This window comes from Catellatospora sp. NPDC049609, assembly GCF_040675365.1.
Taxonomy (GTDB): Bacteria; Actinomycetota; Actinomycetes; order Mycobacteriales; family Micromonosporaceae; genus Catellatospora.
In genome coordinates, this window is record NZ_JBFAOU010000176.1 from 1 (window position 1) to 16,426 (window position 16,426).

At 73.8% G+C, this 16,426-nt stretch carries 7 protein-coding genes; 3 read left to right on the forward strand and 4 right to left on the reverse strand.

The window, feature by feature from the left end:
- Window positions 1-29: 29 nt before the first annotated feature.
- The 3 genes from AB0J67_RS32615 to AB0J67_RS32625 form a co-directional block, all read right to left on the reverse strand.
- Window positions 30-791 carry a class I SAM-dependent methyltransferase gene (locus tag AB0J67_RS32615; protein WP_363488111.1) on the reverse strand — a complete coding sequence of 254 codons (762 nt, stop codon included), beginning with the start codon at window positions 789-791 and terminating at the stop codon, window positions 30-32.
- The gene (locus AB0J67_RS32620; protein WP_363488113.1) at window positions 788-1,429 is read right to left on the reverse strand and encodes a hypothetical protein; all 642 of its coding nucleotides are present in this window, start codon (window positions 1,427-1,429) and stop codon (window positions 788-790) included. The genes AB0J67_RS32615 and AB0J67_RS32620 overlap by 4 nt, the downstream gene beginning before the upstream one ends.
- Window positions 1,430-1,511: 82 nt before the next feature.
- Window positions 1,512-7,064, reverse strand: coding sequence for a pentapeptide repeat-containing protein (locus tag AB0J67_RS32625; RefSeq protein ID WP_363488115.1), 5,553 nt, complete (start codon window positions 7,062-7,064; stop codon window positions 1,512-1,514).
- A gap of 280 nt (window positions 7,065-7,344) precedes the next feature.
- Between AB0J67_RS32625 and AB0J67_RS32630 the strand changes: the two genes are divergently transcribed.
- The 3 genes from AB0J67_RS32630 to AB0J67_RS32640 all read left to right on the forward strand — a co-directional run bounded on the left by AB0J67_RS32630 (window position 7,345) and on the right by AB0J67_RS32640 (window position 15,052).
- The gene (locus tag AB0J67_RS32630) at window positions 7,345-8,841 is read left to right on the forward strand and encodes a TIR domain-containing protein (RefSeq protein WP_363488117.1); all 1,497 of its coding nucleotides are present in this window, start codon (window positions 7,345-7,347) and stop codon (window positions 8,839-8,841) included.
- Between the two features lie 76 nt (window positions 8,842-8,917).
- Complete coding sequence (locus tag AB0J67_RS32635) at window positions 8,918-9,259, forward strand: CU044_2847 family protein (protein WP_363488119.1); 342 nt, start codon at window positions 8,918-8,920, stop codon at window positions 9,257-9,259.
- Window positions 9,260-9,262: 3 nt separating this feature from the next.
- A complete protein-coding gene (locus AB0J67_RS32640; protein ID WP_363488121.1) occupies window positions 9,263-15,052 on the forward strand; it encodes a pentapeptide repeat-containing protein in 5,790 nt (1,929 codons plus the stop codon).
- Between the two features lie 7 nt (window positions 15,053-15,059).
- Here the strand turns inward: AB0J67_RS32640 and AB0J67_RS32645 are convergent, their stop codons facing one another.
- Window positions 15,060-16,298 carry a DUF1501 domain-containing protein gene (locus AB0J67_RS32645; RefSeq protein WP_363488123.1) on the reverse strand — a complete coding sequence of 413 codons (1,239 nt, stop codon included), beginning with the start codon at window positions 16,296-16,298 and terminating at the stop codon, window positions 15,060-15,062.
- Between the last annotated feature and the right edge of the window lie 128 nt (window positions 16,299-16,426).

A 16,426-nucleotide genomic window follows, 5' to 3' on the forward strand; every position in this document is an offset into this window, starting at 1 on the left:
GGCCGGCCGGGCCCGCGGTCGCCGGGCGGTCAGGCGGCGCGGCGGGCCGCGACGACCAGGGAGCCGCCCAGCGACGGCAGCAGCCGCGCCGGCCAGCGCCACTGCAGCCACCGGCCGGACCGCAGCTGCCAGCCCACGTAGTTGGAGCGCAGCGCGGTCACCGTGAAGCCGCGGTTGCCCAGCAGCCGCCGCAGCGAGGACGCGGTGAACGGCCGGATGTGCAGGTGCAGGTACGGGTGTTCGCAGTCCACCTGGCGCGGGGAACGGCCGGCCAGGAACCGGAGCCGGTCCTGCAGGGTGGCGAGGTTGGGCGTGGTGACCACCAGCGCGCCGCCCGGCTTCAGCACTCGGTGCAGCTCGCGCAGCACCGCGGGCGGCATCACCACGTGCTCGATCAGCTCGCCCATGACGACGCCGGCCAGCGACCCGGTCGCGAACGGCAGTGGCCGCTCCACGTCCAGGCACACGCCGGTGCCTGCCGTGAGCACGTCCGGGCTGAGGTCGGCGCTGACGGCCAGCCGCCCGTCGGGCAGGTTTTCGAGCAGCGTGCGGCCCCCGGCGCCGATTTCCAGCACGGGACCGGGCGGGGCGTCCGCCAGCAGCAGGTCGAGCAGGCGCCGGGCGAGGCGGCGCCGCACCGCGTGGTACGGCTCGGCGACGTAGGCGGCCACGCTGCCGCCGTCGGCGTAGACGGCCTGGTTCGCCCTGGTGAGCGCTGCGGCGAGCGCGGCCGGCGGCGCGGTGTCGGGGGCCGCCGGCCCGGTCCGCCGGCCGGCCTGCAGCGTGGTCATGGCGTCAGCGCACCCACGGACAGCCGGGCCAGCAGGTCGCCGACGATGGCCACGGTGGTCTCGGCGTCGAACCGGTCGCGGCGGCGCGCGGCGGGCACCACGTCCGGATCGCCCAGGCTGAGGTCGCCGGCCTCGTCGACGAGCCTGCCGACGACCACGGTGACCGCCTCGGAGCTGCGGATCCGCGAAGCGTGGAAGTGCCCGGCGGGCAGCTCGTAGAACTCGCCGCCGGGGTGTACGCCGCTGGGGCCGGGGCTGACGTGCACGCGGCGCTCGGTGGCGGCGATCTCGTCCTGGCCGTCGACGGACCGGATCTCGTACACCCGCAGCGGCCCGTCCGCGTCGTCGGCGACCTGGTAGGTCTGGTTCTCGACCGCGCCGGCGAGCACGAAGCTGAGCAGGTCCCAGCTGTGGCAGTGGACGGCGGAGGTGGCCCGGGTCGCGACGTCCCCGGCGGACCAGATGTGCACGCACACGCCGACGGCTCGCTCGCCGCGGCTCAGTGGCAGGCAGATGAAGCCCAGCGGGTGTCGTACGGCACGGAAGCCGGTATGCCCGCCGGCTATGTCCCGCAGCCCTCCGTCGAGGAGGATACCCAGGATCTCATCCGCGGAGCGGTTTCGGATGGCACGCTCCAAGCCCTCATGGTTCATGGACTGAACATCTCCTCTGGTGGCGGAGCGGACCCGTCCCGCCGTCATCATCGTGATTCGATCTTCGCTAGAACAGCGGCGCGTCGAGGTCGAGCTGTCGTACCTGGGGTACGTGGTCGTCCAGCTCCCCGGCCTCGAATCGGGACATACCGACGATATGCCAAAAATCACCGGAATGGCCTCGATTGCCCTTGTGTCTACCGTCAGGCGTGAACGCCACCCACTCGTCCTCGCGCATGCCGATCAGGGTCGCCACCTGGCGGATCTCGCCGTGTTCGACCGACCAGAGCACCGCCGTGCCGTCGCTGCTGCTACTGGCCATCAAGCGGCCGTCCGGCGAGAAGGCGACCGACCACACCCGATTCAGATGCGTGGTCAGCTTCTGCCGGTGGGACCCGTCGTGGGTGTTCCACACGTCGATGACCCCGGTGTCGCCGGCGGTCACCATGATCGCGCCGGCCGGGTGGTACGCCACCGACCACAGCCTGCCCTGGCGCGGCTCGATCACCCGTTTGACCGCCTGCCGGTCCAGGTCCCACACCACCACCCAGCCGTCCGTGCTGGCCGAGGCGAGCTCCGCCCGGTCGGGGTGGAACGCCAGCGCGTACACCCGCCCGGTGTGCCGGTCGAGCACCGCCTTGGTGGCGCCCCGCTCCCAGTCCCAGATGCGGATCGCCGAGTCGTCGCCCGCGGCGGCCAGCCGCCTGCCGTCCGGGCTGAACGCCAGCGCGCGTACGCGACCCCGGTGCTCGCCCAGCGTGATGACCGTCCGGCCGGTCTTGCGGAACAGCAGCTGGATGGTGTTCTCATCGGTGGCCGCCGCGATGATGTTGCCGTCCGGGCTGAACACCGAGGCCCAGACGTCGTCGGTGGCGATCTCCAGGTGCCGCCCCTCCTTGCCGGTGTCGGCGTCCCAGAGCAGCACCCGGCCGTCGTTGGTCGCGGTCGCCAGCACCGACGTCTCCGAGCTGAACACCGCCGAGATCAGACGGTCGAGCGGGCGCCGGATGACGCGCAGCAGCCGGCCCGTTCGCGGATCCCACAGCCGGACCCGCCCGTCGTTTCCCGTCGTGGCGAGCATGCTGCCGTCGTTGCTGAAGGTCACCGCCCACACGCTGCGGTTGTGGCCGGTGATGGTGGACACCAGGTTGCCGCTGACCGTGTTCCACACCTTGGTCGTGAAGTCGTTGCTGCTGGTCACCAGCCGCTGGCCGTCCGGGCGGAACATCATGGGCCACACCGAGGCGTGGTGCCGGGTCAGGTCGTAGTGGATGGTCCGCTGCTCGGCCTCCCACAGCCGCACCGCGCCCTCGCTGTCGCCGGAGGCGAAGTAGCGCCCGGCCGGGCTGAACGTGATCCGGTAGACCGAGCCCTCGTGCCGGTCCAGCCGCCGCGGCTGGGCCGGGGTGCCCAGGTCCCAGCTCAGCACCGCGCCGTTGGTGTCCGCGCTCACGATGCCCTCGCCGGTCGAGTCGAAGTCGAAGGCGTAGATCGACCCGGTGTGGCCCACCAGCTCGTGCACCAGCTCGCCGGTGTTCGGATCCCACACCCGCAGCACACCGTTGTCGCCGCCGCCCGCCAGCAGCGTGCTCGCCCGGTCGAACCGCAGCCAGTAGAGGATGCCGCCATTGGTGTCCAGCTCGTGCCGCACGGTGCCCGTCGCCAGGTCCCAGACCCGCCCGCCGCCGCCCTCGTCGCCGACCGCGAGCAGCTGGTTGCCGCCGTGGAAGGTGGCGGTCCAGATGGGAGCGCGATGGTCGCGCAGCGTAGCCCGCGGTTCGCCGGTGGCGACGTCCCAGATCCGCATCGTGCCCGCGTCGTCGCCCGCCGCCAGCAGCGATCCGTCCGTGCTGAACAGCATCGGCCACACCCAGCCGGACAGGCCCCGCAGGATGTGGCGGCACTCGCCGGTGTCGGCGTCCCAGAGGCGCACGCTGCCGTCCAGTGAGCCGGTCGCCAGCACCGGGTCGGTCGGGCTGAACATGACGGCGTAGGTGCGCTTCTCGTGCCCGATGAGCGTGCGCAGCGGCTGCGAGGACTCCGCGTCGCAGACCAGCACCGTGCCGTCCTCGTTGCCGATGGCCAGCAGCCCGCCGTCGGCGTCGTACGCCACCGGCCGGGGCAGCCGGCCCTCCTCGAATCCGAACAGGACGCCCACCGTCGCGGGCATCGTCGCGTGCTCCACCTGCTGACCGGGCAGCACCGCGGCGCCCGCCTGCTGCGCCGCGTCGCGCAGCTGCTGGGCCGCGATCACGTTGACCAGCGCGGCGCGCCGCCACCGGGTGCCCAGCGCGGTGGCGTCGGTCAGATCGGCCCGCACGAACCTGGCCCGGGCCAGCCGGGCGCCGTCCAGGCGCGCGCCGACCAGCTTCGTCTCGACCAGGCTGACCCCGGTCAGGTCGGCCCCGCTGAGATCCGCGCCGGCCAGGTCCGCCCGGTCCAGCACGGCGCCGGCCAGGTTGGCGCCGGCCAGGGTCGCGCCGGACAGGTCCGCTTCGGACAGCTGCGCGCCGGCCAGGTCCGCGCTCGTCAGGTCGATGCCGTGCCACGAGCGCAGGGTCAGGTCCTGGCCGCTGAGCACGGCGCCGCGCATGTCGGTCTGCGGGTACGAGCTCAGGCGGGCGCTGATGCGGCTGGCGTTGGAACGGGCGGCGTCGGTCGCGCCCGGATCACGGCGGACCCGCTGGATCCATTCGTGGCACAGCCGCGGGTCGGCCAGGCCCGCCACGAAGTCGATGGTGAGCAGCGACAGCGGCTTCCACTCCAGCAGCCGGTGCAGCGCGCGGTCCGGGTCGTCGCGGAGCAGGTCGGCGATGCGCCGGGCGATCAGCCACTCCATCACCGAGCCGTGGATGAAGCCGAACAGGCCGTCGTCGGTGCGGTACAGCAGCGAACCCGCGCCGACCGCGTGCGCGATCTGCTCCGCCGACAGGTGCCCGGCGGCCAGGCCGGTGAGCGTGCGCGCCACGTCGCCCAGCTCGTCGTGGCCGATGAGCGCCTCGTCGCTCTCCCACATCCGGATCGCGAGCCGGGTCACCGCGATCCACAGGTCGTCGAGGCTGAGCCCCACCGGCACGCCGGCGATGTCCTGGGTGCGCGCCTCCTCGTGGCGCAGCCACGAGTTGAGGATGTGGCCGTACAGGGCCGCCGCGCTGACCGTGCCGCGCGCGGAGACGACCGAGCGCAGCTGCTCCTCGGCCAGGTCGGCGATGAAGCCGAGCATGCGCGGGTTGCGGGCCAGGTTGATCAGGTCGCCGATCTGGGTGAGCAGGCTGATCCGGCGCTCGGCGGCCTGCTCGTCACCGCCGTAGCGGGCGACGAGCAGGCGGCGGATCTGGTCCGGGGAGAGGTCCTCCACGCTGAGGATCCGGCGCTGCGGCAGGCCGCGCGCGTCGCCGATCACGTTGAACACCTGCGCGTGCGTCTGGAAGTGCTGGGTGCGGCTGGCCACCACGACCTTGGCCCGGCCCTCGGCCGCGCCGAGCAGCCGCTGCAGGTGCTCCGCGGCGCGCACGTACGTCGCCCGCGCGACCAGCTCGTCGAAGCCGTCGAAGATCAGCACGATGCGGCCGTGGCTGAGCATGTAGCGGAAGGCCTTGAGGTCGATGTCGTCGTGGCCGTGGTTGGCCAGGTGCGCGGCGACCAGGCCGTCGATCGTGTGCGCCTTGTCCAGGGTGCGCAGCTCGATGAAGATCGGGGTCAGCCGCGGCAGCTCCTGCGGGATGCGGCGGGCCAGCTCCCGCAGCGCGAACGTCTTGCCGCGGCCGAAGTCGCCGAGCAGCAGCAGGAACCGCCCGTCCTCGGAGTCGAGGGTTTTGATCATCTCCCGGACGAGGTCCTCGCGGACCGGCCGGTTGGCCGCCCCGGGCGGCGGCGGCACGCCGAGGTCGATGTAGCGCTGGGGCACGTACCCGGCGGGCGGGTAGATGCGGTCGTTGCGCAGCTGCTCGGTCTGGCCCGCCACGTAACCGGCCAGGTTGAGCAGCCCCTGGAACTGGGTGAAGCTGCGCAGCCGCACCCCGCGGCGCCAGGCGTAGTCGCGCAGCGACGCCGGCGGCTCGAAGACGCTGCTCTGGTAGACCAGCTCCGAGTCGATCCCGGGGTCGGCCGCGTGCACGCGGGCCAGGAACGCGTCGACGTCGGGCTGGTCGAACCGGCCCGCGCATGCGCCGATGCGGAACTGCCGGGTCACATCGCCGTCGGTGTAGGTGACCCGCAGGTACGGCGGCTGCCCGTCGATGCGCTGCACCACCGCGCCCGCGTGCCGGGCGACGCAGACGTCGGCGATCTCGTCCAGCAGCAGCCGCCGCGCGTCGAGGCCGTGCGGGGGCTCGGAGCCGCGGTCCTCCGGCACGCTCGGCGCGTGCCCGTCCTGCCAGGTGGAGCCGGTCGTGCTCGGCGTGATCGCCGGTGGGTGCCCGGCGGCGCGGGGGAAGGTGGCGTGCACGTCGGCCCACAGCCGGCGGTGCCAGGTCGGGGTCCCGGCCGTCCACCGCCGGCCCGCGGCGTCGTACTGGCAGACGACCCGGCGGAACCCGTCCTCGTGCAGCCGCACCAGCTGGGCGACGTTGCCGGGGGAGGGCGGCTCGGCCGCGGCGGGGCTGCCCGCGCCCAGCACCGGCAGGCCCGAGGCGGACTCCCGGGCCGCGTCGCCGTGGCCGTGCACCAGCAGGTTGAGCCGGCCGCCCAGCCGGCCGTCGAGCGTCGCGGCGTCGCGCAGGTTCTCCTCGGGCCGGCCCGCCAGGCCCAGCGGGTGGTGGTGCACCATGCCCAGCCGCAGCCAGCCTCGGTGCCGGTAGCGGTCGAGCTGCTCGGCGAACCACTCCGCCTGGGCGTCGCCGATCCAGCCGTACCGCTCGGTCTGCTGGTGGCTGTCCTTCATGGTCGAGTTGAGGCCCGCGACGACGACCTTCAGCTCGGGGATCTCGAACAGGCTCCACGGCTGCTCGGCCTCGATCCGGACCTTGGCCCCCTGCTCCGGCCAGGCCTGGAAGAGCCGGGTGTAGTGCCGCCACTTCGGCCAGTACGGCTCGACCGGCTCCATCTCGTCGGCGTCGCAGTCGGCGAAGTAGGCCCGGCAGGCGGCGAGGTTGACCTCGTGGTTGCCGGGCACCACCGCGACCCGGTCGAAGCCGATGCCCAGGTGGCGGGTGAGCCCTTCGAGGAACTCGCGGGCCAGGTCGAACTCGGCCGGCATGCCGCCGATGGTGAGGCCCCCGCTGATCAGCACCAGGTCGACCTTCGCGCCGAAGTCGGCGCCGAGCTGGGAGTCGATGCATCCGCAGAGGTCGTCCAGGACCGGGCGCCAGGGCCCGTGCGCCGCGCCGAACAGCCGGCCGGGCCCCAGCTGCAGGTCGGACAGGTGCAGGATGGTCAGCCGCTGCTGCTCGGCGAGCAGCTCGTCCGGCGTGATCCGGAACGCGCGGGCCAGGACGGTGACCTCTTCGAGGGTCACCCGGGCGCGGCTCGACGACTCGATCTTGGCGATGGTGCTGCGGCTGAGCGACTCCATGCCCAGGCGCGCGCACTCGTCGGCCAGCTGCTGTGCCGACCAGCCCCGCTCCTTGCGCAACTGGCGGATGCGGCTGCCGACGGTGCGGGCATCGACGTGACGGTCCATCGCGGCCTCCTCGTGTCGATGCGGAGCCGACCACTTAGGAGAGCATCCATAGGAGCACAACGCCAGAGCCGGCGCAAAAGTTGCTCCGATAGTCTGAGGTGAATGTGCCGCCGCGGACGGCCGGCGAGCGTGAATACCCTATTCAAGCGGGGCGTCGCCGACCTGACCGGACCGGAGCAATCTTGGGCGGGGACCGGAGCAAACTCGGCTCGGCGCGGGCATGGTGACGTGAAGTGGTGAGAATGTTACGGATCTGGTGGGCCTCGGGCACACTTGCGGGATGGACCGATCCGTAGATCGTCATCGATCAGGACCGTCGCTCGACTTCTTCATCAGCTACTCCCCGATGGACGAGGCGTGGGCGGTATGGATCGCCTGGGAACTGGAGCACGCGGGCTACCGGGTCATGCTGCAGGCCTGGGACTTCGTCGCCGGCTCCAACTTCATCGAGTTCATGGACCGCGGCGTCAGCCAGGCGGGCGCCGTGATCGCGGTGCTCTCGGAGAACTACCTGCGCTCCCGGTACGGCCGGATGGAGTGGCAGGCCGCGCTGCGCTCGTCGCCCGACGAGCCGGAACAGCGCCTGATCACGGTACGCGTGGAGGAGTGCGGCCTGGTCGGGCTGCTGTCCACGATCACCTTCCTCGACCTGGTCACCACGACCGACCGCGCGCACGCCCGGCGGCTGCTGCTCGACCGCATCGCCCACGCGGTGCGCGGCCGCGCCAAGCCCGCCGTGGCACCGGCGTTCCCGCCGCACCGCACCGCGCCGGGCTACGCGGGCGCCGCACCCGACGCCGGGCGGGAGCCCGCGGGCGCGCGGCGGCCGCACCCGCGCGGGCTGAGCGCCGCCCGGGCGCCGTTCCCGCCGGCCGACCTGGAGTCGCGCCGGTGCACCGTGCTGCACGTGGCCGGGCTGCGCTACGAGAAGGCGCACGTCGGCACCGGCGCGGGCGCGCGCGACGCCGAGGAACTGGTGCGCGCGCTGCGGGAGATGGGCGCCGCGGCGGCGCCCGACGTCGTGGCGCTGTCGGGCGACCTCACCGACACCGGCGGCATCCGCGAGTTCGACGAGGCGCTCGCCTTCGTGGCGGGGCTGCGCGACGGGCTCGGCCTGCCCGCGCACCGGCTGGCCGTGGTCCCGGGCCCGCACGACGTCACCTGGGCGGCGTCGCTGGCGTACTTCGCCAACTGCGAAGCCGACCAGGTCGAGCCCGAGCCGCCGTTCTGGCCGAAATGGCGGCACTACCGCAAGTTCTTCGCCGAGATCTACGCCGGCGTCGAGAGCGCGCGGTTCGCCGCCGGGCACCCGTGGACCCTGTTCCCCGTGCCCGAGCTGCGGATCGTGGTGGCGGGCCTCAACTCGACGGTCGCCGACAGCCATCGTGAGTCCGACCACTACGGCTGGCTCGGCGTGCACCAGACGCGCTGGTTCGCCGAGGAGCTGAGCGAGTACGGCGCCGACAACTGGCTGCGCATCGGCCTGGTCGCCCACCCGCCGCACCGGCTGCGCGACGAGGCGCGGGTGCGGCGGATGCTGCAGGACTCGTTCTCGGTGGTGCTGCACGGCCCCGAGGAGGAGCCGGGGGAGGAACGGCCGGCGCGGCCCCGGCAGGCGGTGTGGCAGGCGGCCGCCGCCCGCCACCCGGGGCACGCGCAGCTGATCTCGGTGCGCATCTCGCCCGGCGCCGACGGCGTCGAGATCGAGCGCGCGGCCACGGTGGGCGGCGGCCTGTCCGTCAGTGACGTATCGACACCGGACGACGGTCTCTTATAGACTCGCCGGACGCTGTCACTTCAACTACCAGCGACGACGCATGTCCGGACGGGTGGAGCGGCTTGTGGCATTCCTGATGGAGATCCCTATCGGTGACGGCGGACGGATGCTCGTCCAACCGGCGAAGGCCGTGCTGGCACGCGAGCCCGAACTGGCCTCGGTCGGTCCCGGCGCGGTGGTCCGGGCAGCCGAGTCGCTCGAGGAGAGCCTCGCCAAGCTGCAGCCCGCGCTGGCGGCGCTGCGGGAGCACCTCATCGCGCCGGGGCCGTCGGAGATCACCGTCGAGTTCGGCATCCTGCTGGGCGTCGAGACCGGGCTGGTGGTGGCCTCCGGCAAGAGCGAGGTGCACTTCACCGTGCACCTGACCTGGCCCGGAACGAACACGGCGGCCGCGGCCGGCGGCGATCGCCCGGCCTGACCGATGACGCCGCGCCCCCGGCCGGACGACTTCATCGTCGCGGTCCTCGACCGGTCCGGCCGTGCCGTGGGCTGCGGGGTTCTGCTCGGACCCCGCCAGCTCGTCACCTGCGCGCACGTGGTGAACACGGCCCTCGACCGCGCGGCCAACGCGCAGGACCGGCCGACCGCGCGGGTGTTCGTCGAGTTCCCGCTGCTGCGCCGGGCCGGCGCGCGCTCCATGCGGCTCGAAGCCGAGATCGACGTGTGGCTGCCGCCGGCCCCGCGCGGCACGGACGGCGAGGACCTCGCCTGCCTGGTCCTGCAGGCCGACCCGACGGCGATCGGCGCGCTCCCCGGACGGCTGGCCGCCGACCACCCGCCGCCCGGCCGGCCGGTCCGGCTGTTCGGCTACCCCGGCGAGCCGCCCCGCCCGGCCGGCGCCTGGGTGTCGGCCGTGGTGCGCGGCATGGTGGGCGGCCAGCGCATCCAGCTCGACTCCCAGCACGACTCCGCGCTGCGGGTCCAGCCCGGCTACTCCGGCACGCCGCTGTGCGACGAGAGCACCGGACTGGTCGCCGGGCTGCTGGTGGCCGCGGCGCCCGGCCTCGACGGCCACCGCGACGGGTACGCGATCAACGTCGACCGGATCCGCAAGGCCTGGCCCCGCTTCTTCGGGCCGGTCACCGCCCCGGCGCCGCGCGAGCGGCCACCGGGCGCGGCACCGCGCAGCGGCGAGCAGCTCACCGTCCTGCACGTGTCGGACCTGCGGATCGGCCGCAACAGCCTGTTCGGCGGCAACGGCGGCGCCACCCGGGCGCACGAGGACGGCCTGTTCGCCCACCTGCGCGCCGACCTCGACAGCCTGCGCGCCGACCGCGGCGTCGCCCCCGACCTCATCGTCGTCACGGGCGACCTCACCGAGTCCGGCCTGCCCAGCGAGCTGGCCCGCGGCATGGAGTTCCTCGGGGCGCTCGCCGAGGCCACCGGCGTGCCGCGGCGCCACGTCGCGATCGTGCCCGGCAACCACGACGTCAACCGCCTGGCCTGCGAGGCGTACTTCGCCGAGCAGGCCAGCGCGGAGCGGGAGGCGCGGGAGCCGTACACGCCCAAGTGGCGCGACTTCATGACGGCGTTCCAGGAGTTCTACGCGGCCGAACCCGCCGTCTCGTTCGCGCCCGAGGAGCAGTGGACCCTCTTCGAGATGCCGGAGCTGCGCCTGGTCGTGGCCGGGCTGAACTCGACCATGGCCGAGAGCCACCGGCCCGGCGACCACTACGGCTGGCTCACCGAACGGCAGGTCAGGTGGTTCGCCGAGCGGCTGCGGGCGTACCGGGAGCTGGGCTGGCTGCGGCTGGGCGCGGTGCACCACAACGTCGCGCAGGGCTGCGCCGACGACGAGGAGAACCTGCGCGACGCCGACCTGCTGGACCGGGTGCTCGGCAGCTCCCACCTGCTCAACCTGCTGCTGCACGGGCACCCGCACAGCGGGCTGCCGCACCTGCTCACCTCCGGGCTGCTGACGCTGGCCACCGGCGGCGCCGCCGTCGCGCCCGCGGACCGTCCGGCCGAGGTGCCCAACCAGTACCAGCTGCTCGCCCTCAAACCCGGCGGGGTGACCCGCTACGCCCGGCAGTACCTGCTCGGCCAGCGCCGCTGGGTCGGCGACCCGCGGGTCAGCGCCACCGGCTTCGAGACCTGGGCGCACGTGCCGTACGAGCTGACCGGCTGCCAGGTCACCTTCACCGGCGCGGAGCCCGACAACGGCAACGTCGAGGGGGAGCCGCCGTCCGGGCCGCGCGGCGCGGACCCGCGCGTGCCCGTCCCGCGGGCCGCCCCGGACGGCGGCCTGTTCGCCCAGGTCGTCCGGGCGCTTCGGGCCCGTCACCAGCACGCGCAGATCGAGGAGCGCCCGGAGGCCGGCTACCTGCGGGTCGCGAACCCGGTGCCGACCACGGGCGCCGTGCACGTGTGGCCGGTCGGCGTGATCGACGGCGCGGTGGACCAGGCCGCCATCGACCACTTCATCGACGACGTGCACGTGCAGTTCGAGTTCAACGGGCCGATGATCCCGTCGGAGCTGGTCTACACCGGGCCGCCCGCACCGCCCGAGCTGGTCGACGCCGCCCGCCGGCGCGGCGTGCTGGTGCGCAGCTTCATCAACCTGCAGGGGCTGATCGACCTGCGCGACCTGGTGCAGCGGCAGACCGCCCGGCTGGCCGGCGACCCCGTCCACCCGTCCACCCTCTACATTCCGCAGCGCTACCGCCTGCTGAACTCCCGCGGTCAGGATCTCCGGGAGGACCTCGCCGGGGAGATCACCAAGTGGCTCGGCGCCAAGAGCGCCCGCCTGATCATCGTGCTGGGCGACTTCGGCCGCGGGAAGACCTCGCTGCTGCGCCAGCTCGCCCGCACCCTGCCCGCCGAGCTGCCGGACCTGCAGCCGATCCTGGTCGAGCTGCGCAACCTCAACAAGCACCACACCGTGGACGAGCTGCTCGCCCAGTTCCTCATCGAGAACAACGTCGAGGAGATCAGCGCCGCCCGTATCCACTACATGGTGGCCAGCGGGCGGCTCGCGCTGCTCTTCGACGGGTTCGACGAGCTGGAGCAGCGGGTCGGCTACGACAACGCGGCCGAGTACCTGCAGCGGCTGCTGGAGTCGGTGACCGAGGACGCCAAGCTGGTGCTGACCAGCCGGACCCAGCACTTCGCGTCGACCGAGCAGGTCCGCACCGCCATCGGGGCCAGGGTCGCCAACCTGCCCGGCAGCCGCATCGTCTCGCTGGAGGCGTTCAGCGCGCAGCAGATCATGGCGTACCTGGTGCACCTGCACGGCGGCGACGTCGCCGCGGCGCAGGCCCGCTTCCAGCTGCTCGACGAGGTCAAGGACCTGCTCGACCTGGCGCAGAACCCGCGCATGCTCGCCTTCATCGTCGAGCTGGACGAGCGGCGGCTGCGGGAGGTGCAGCGGCGCGAGGGCAGGCTCAGCGCCGCGGAGCTGTACCGGGAGCTGATCGGGTCCTGGCTGAAGGGCGAGCTGGACCGCGAGCAGGACGCCCGGCTGCGCCGCTTCGACCAGCAGCGCCGGGACGCGTGCGACCTGCTCGCCGAGCGCCTGTGGTCGTCCGGCCGGACCGGGGTCGGCGTGGAGGAGCTGACCGAGGTCGCCGAGATGCTGACCGCCCTGACCGACCTGCGGATCAGGACCTCGCACGCGGCGCACGTCATCGGCACCAGCAGCCTGCTGGTGCGCACCGACGACGGGGAGTTCAGCTTCGTGCACCAGTCGGTGATGGAGTGGCTGGTCGCGGACATGGCGGCCGAGGCGCTGCGGCACTCCCGGCCGCCGGCCGGCCTGCTGGACAACCAGGCGTCCGATCTCATGGTCGACTTCTTCGTGGACCTGGCCGGCCCGGCGGCGGCCTCGGCCTGGGCCCGCAAGAGCCTGCGCGACCCGGAGGCGCCCGAGGCGGCCAAGCAGAACGCGCTGAAGGTGCACCTGCGCACCGCCGGTCTGCTGGGCAACCCGCAGACCGAGCAGAGCCTGGTGGGGGTGGACCTGCGCAGCCAGGACCTGACCGGCCGCGATCTGCGGGGCGCGGACCTGCGCGAGGCGAACCTGCGCGGGATGAGACTGCTGCAGGTGGATTTCACCGGCGCCGACCTGGACGGCGCCGACCTGTCGGGGGTGCGCCTGGTCGGCGGCAGCCTGCGCGGCGCCCGGCTGACCGGCAGCCGCTGGGAGCTGGCGGCGGTCGTCGGCGACGTCGGCCTGGACGCGCAGGCGCAGGAGCACCTCCAGGATGCGGCGATACCCGGCCGGGACCCCGCCGTCGTGCAGATCGCGCCCGGCGGCGCCGCGGCTGCCGTCGCGGTCTCGCCGGACGGCCGCTTCCTCGCCGTGGCCCGGACGAACGTGGTGGAGCTGGTCGACCGGGCGTCGGGCCGTACGCTGCGCACCTTCACCGGCCACGCGGGCTTCGTCGCGGGGGTCGCCTTCGCACCGGACGGCCGCCGCGTCGCCAGCGTCTCCGACGACCGCACCGCCCGCGTGTGGGACGTGTTCGGCGACGCCGCGCCCACCGTGCTGACCGGCCACGACGGCATCGTGACCGCGGTGGCGTTCTCCCCGGACGGGCGCCTGCTGGCCACCGGCTCGCACGATCGCCTCGTCTACCTGTGGGACACCGAGACCGGGTCGATCCGGGCGACGCTGACCGGTCACGGGCGCCCGATCAGCGGGATCGCGTTCTCGCCCGACGGCCGGCTGCTGGCCACCGCGTCCCACGACCGCACGGCGCGCATCTGGAAGGTCGCCAACGGGCGTACCCAGCAGGTGCTCAAGGGGCACTCCGGCCTGGTGACGGCCGTCGCCTTCGCGCCCGGCGGCAACCGGGTGGCGACCGCGTCACAGGACCGCACGGCCCGGATCTGGGAGGTGGGCACCGGCACGCAGAAGCTCGTGCTCGTGGGGCATACCGACGCGGTGAGCGCCGTCGCGTTCCACCCGGCCGGCCGTCGCGTCGCCACGGCGTCCTACGACGCGACGGTGCAGATCTGGGACGCCGCGTCCGGCCGCCGCCAGTCGACCCTGGCCGCGCACACCGGCGCGGTGCGCTCGCTGGCCCAGACCCGCGACGGGGCGCTGCTCATCAGCGCCTCCGCCGACCAGACCGTCCGGATCTGGGACGTGCCCGCCGACCAGCTGCGGTCGGTGATCTCGGGCACCGCCGAGTCGCTGAGCGGGGTCGCGTTCTCCCCGGACGGCCGCACCCTGCTGACCGTGTCGGCCGACGGCCCGGCCCGCGCCTGGGACGTGACGACCGGGCGGTTGCGGGGCACGTTCGCCGAGCATGCGGCACGCGCCGCGGCGGTGGCGCTGTCGCCGGCCGGCGACCGCATCGCGATCGGCCTGTACGACCACACGGTGCAGGTCTGGGACGTCAACGGCGGCAGCCCCGTGGTCCCGAAGCGGGAGCTGCGCGCCCACTCCGGCGTGGTGAGCGCGGCGGCCATCTCCCCGGACGGCACGATGCTGGCCACCGCCTCCGACGACGACACGGCCCGGGTCTGGACGCTCGACGCCGAGACCGGGCCGCTGCTGCTGGGCCACGACGGCGCCGTCACGGCGATCGCGTTCGCCGCGGGCGTCCGCCGGGTGGCCACCGCCGCGGACGACCGCACCGTGCGGGTGTGGAACGTCGACACGGGCCAGGCGACGGCCACCATGTCGGGCCACTCCGGCTTCATCACCGCCGTCGCGTTCTCCGCCGACGGCAGGCAGCTGGCCGGCGCCTCGTACGACAGCACCGCCCGGATCTGGAACGCGGGCACCGGCGTGCTGCGCCACGCGCTGGAGGGCCACACCGGGCCGGTGACCGCGGTGGCGTTCTGCCGCGACGGCCGGCTGGTCGCCACCGCGTCGCGCGACCGCACCGCCCGGATCTGGAACGCCCGCACCGGCCGGCTGGTGTCCGAGCTGACCGGCCACGCGGGCTTCGTCACCGGGGTGGCCTTCTCCCCGGACGGCAGGCTGCTGGCCACCGTCTCCGCCGACCGGACCGCCCGCATCTGGGACGTCGCCACCGGTCGCGAGCACGCGGCGCTGCTGGGGCTGCGCGACGAGGACTACGCCGTGCTGCTGCCGGACGGCTCGTACAAGCTGGAGGGCGACGCCCGGGACACGCTGTGGTGGAGCGTGCGGCTGTGCCGGTTCGAGCCCGGCGAGCTGGACGGCCACGTGCCCGGCCTGACGCGGGTGGACCCCGGCACGGTCGTGGTCGACCCCGCCGGCGGCACACCCTGCCCCTGAGTCCCGGTCACCACCAGGGAAGGGCGCCCTTCCAGCCGCCGAGGGCGCGACCCGGGTCGTCCTGCAGCACCCGGTCCAGGACGGTGGCGTACACGTCGCGGAAGTCGACGGTGAACTTGAGGTCGCCGTCGTCGAGGTCGGTGAGGCTGGGCTGCTCGCCGTAGAGGCCGCCGGGCACCGACTCGCCGAGCAGGAACACGTTGGACGCGGTGCCGTGGTCGGTGCCGTCGGAGGCGTTGGCCCGCACCCGCCGGCCGAACTCGGAGTACACCAGCACCACCACGTCCTTGCCCGCCGGGTGCGCGGTGATCCGCTTGTGGAAGGCGGTCAGGCCCCGGTCCAGGTAGGACAGCAGGGTCTCCTGCAGGTTGCGCTCGTCGGCGTGGGTGTCGAAGCCGCCGAGCGAGACGGAGAAGACCCGGGTGGCCACGCCCGCCTCGATGCACTGCGCGACCAGGTCGAGCTGCGCCTGCAACCCGGCCAGCCCGCCGGTGCCGGTCGCGGCGGGGGTGTCGTCGCCGCCGTCGGCGCCGTCCTCCTCGTCGGCGGCGTCCTTGACCTGCTGCGCCATCTCCCGTACGCGGGCCAGGTCGCCGAAGCACGCCGCGGCGCGCGCCTGCAGCGGCGGCTCGCCGGCGGCGGGCGCGGCGAACCCGGCCAGCACGTCCGGGGTCACCGCCTTGGGCAGCTTCGCGTCGGCGGCGCCGATCACCGCGCCCGCGCAGTCCTGCCCGGCCAGCAGCGGCGGCAGCACCTTCTCGAACGACACGGCCAGCCGCGGGTCGGCGCCCGCGCCGTCGAGCCAGCGGCCGATCCAGCCGGTGTTGCCGGGGCGTTCGGGCGAGGCGGTCTGCCAGATGTCCATGGAGCGGAAGTGGCTGCGGTCGGGCTTGGGGTAGCCCACGCCGCGCACGATCGCCAGGCGCTTGGTCCCGAACAGCTCGTGCAGCCCTTTCAGGCCCGGGTTCAGGCCGGTGCCGTCGTCGAGGCGGAGCACCTCGCCCGCCTCGTAGGCCAGCTCCGGCCGGGCGTCGTGGTAGGCGCGGTCGGCGTAGGGGATCACGGTGTTGAGGCCGTCGTTGCCGCCGTACAGCGTGATCACGACCAGGGTCTTGGCACCCTCGGGCCGCTCGCCCGCGGTGTCGAGCAGGTCGGTCAGGCTCAGTGTGGCGGCGCCCGCGGCCAGTGCCGCGCCGCCGGCGACGCCGCTGGCGATCAGGAATCTGCGCCGGGTCGTCGGGTCCATCGTCGACCTCCTTCGTGTGTCTGCGGCCGCTTTGCTCTGCTTACGAATACGCACGTGCGCGCCGCCGCCAGGAACGGCCGGGTGCCGTCCGTGGTCACCGCGATCCTGTTGCGCTGGACCTCTCCGGT

Coding starts and splice junctions, on each gene's coding strand:
- AB0J67_RS32635 (WP_363488119.1), top strand. CDS start 8,918: ATGGAGATCCCTATCGGTGACGGCGGACGGATGCTCGTCCAACCGGCG.
- AB0J67_RS32625 (WP_363488115.1), bottom strand. CDS start 7,064: ATGGACCGTCACGTCGATGCCCGCACCGTCGGCAGCCGCATCCGCCAG.
- AB0J67_RS32630 (WP_363488117.1), top strand. CDS start 7,345: ATGGACCGATCCGTAGATCGTCATCGATCAGGACCGTCGCTCGACTTC.
- AB0J67_RS32645 (WP_363488123.1), bottom strand. CDS start 16,298: ATGGACCCGACGACCCGGCGCAGATTCCTGATCGCCAGCGGCGTCGCC.
- AB0J67_RS32615 (WP_363488111.1), bottom strand. CDS start 791: ATGACCACGCTGCAGGCCGGCCGGCGGACCGGGCCGGCGGCCCCCGAC.
- AB0J67_RS32640 (WP_363488121.1), top strand. CDS start 9,263: ATGACGCCGCGCCCCCGGCCGGACGACTTCATCGTCGCGGTCCTCGAC.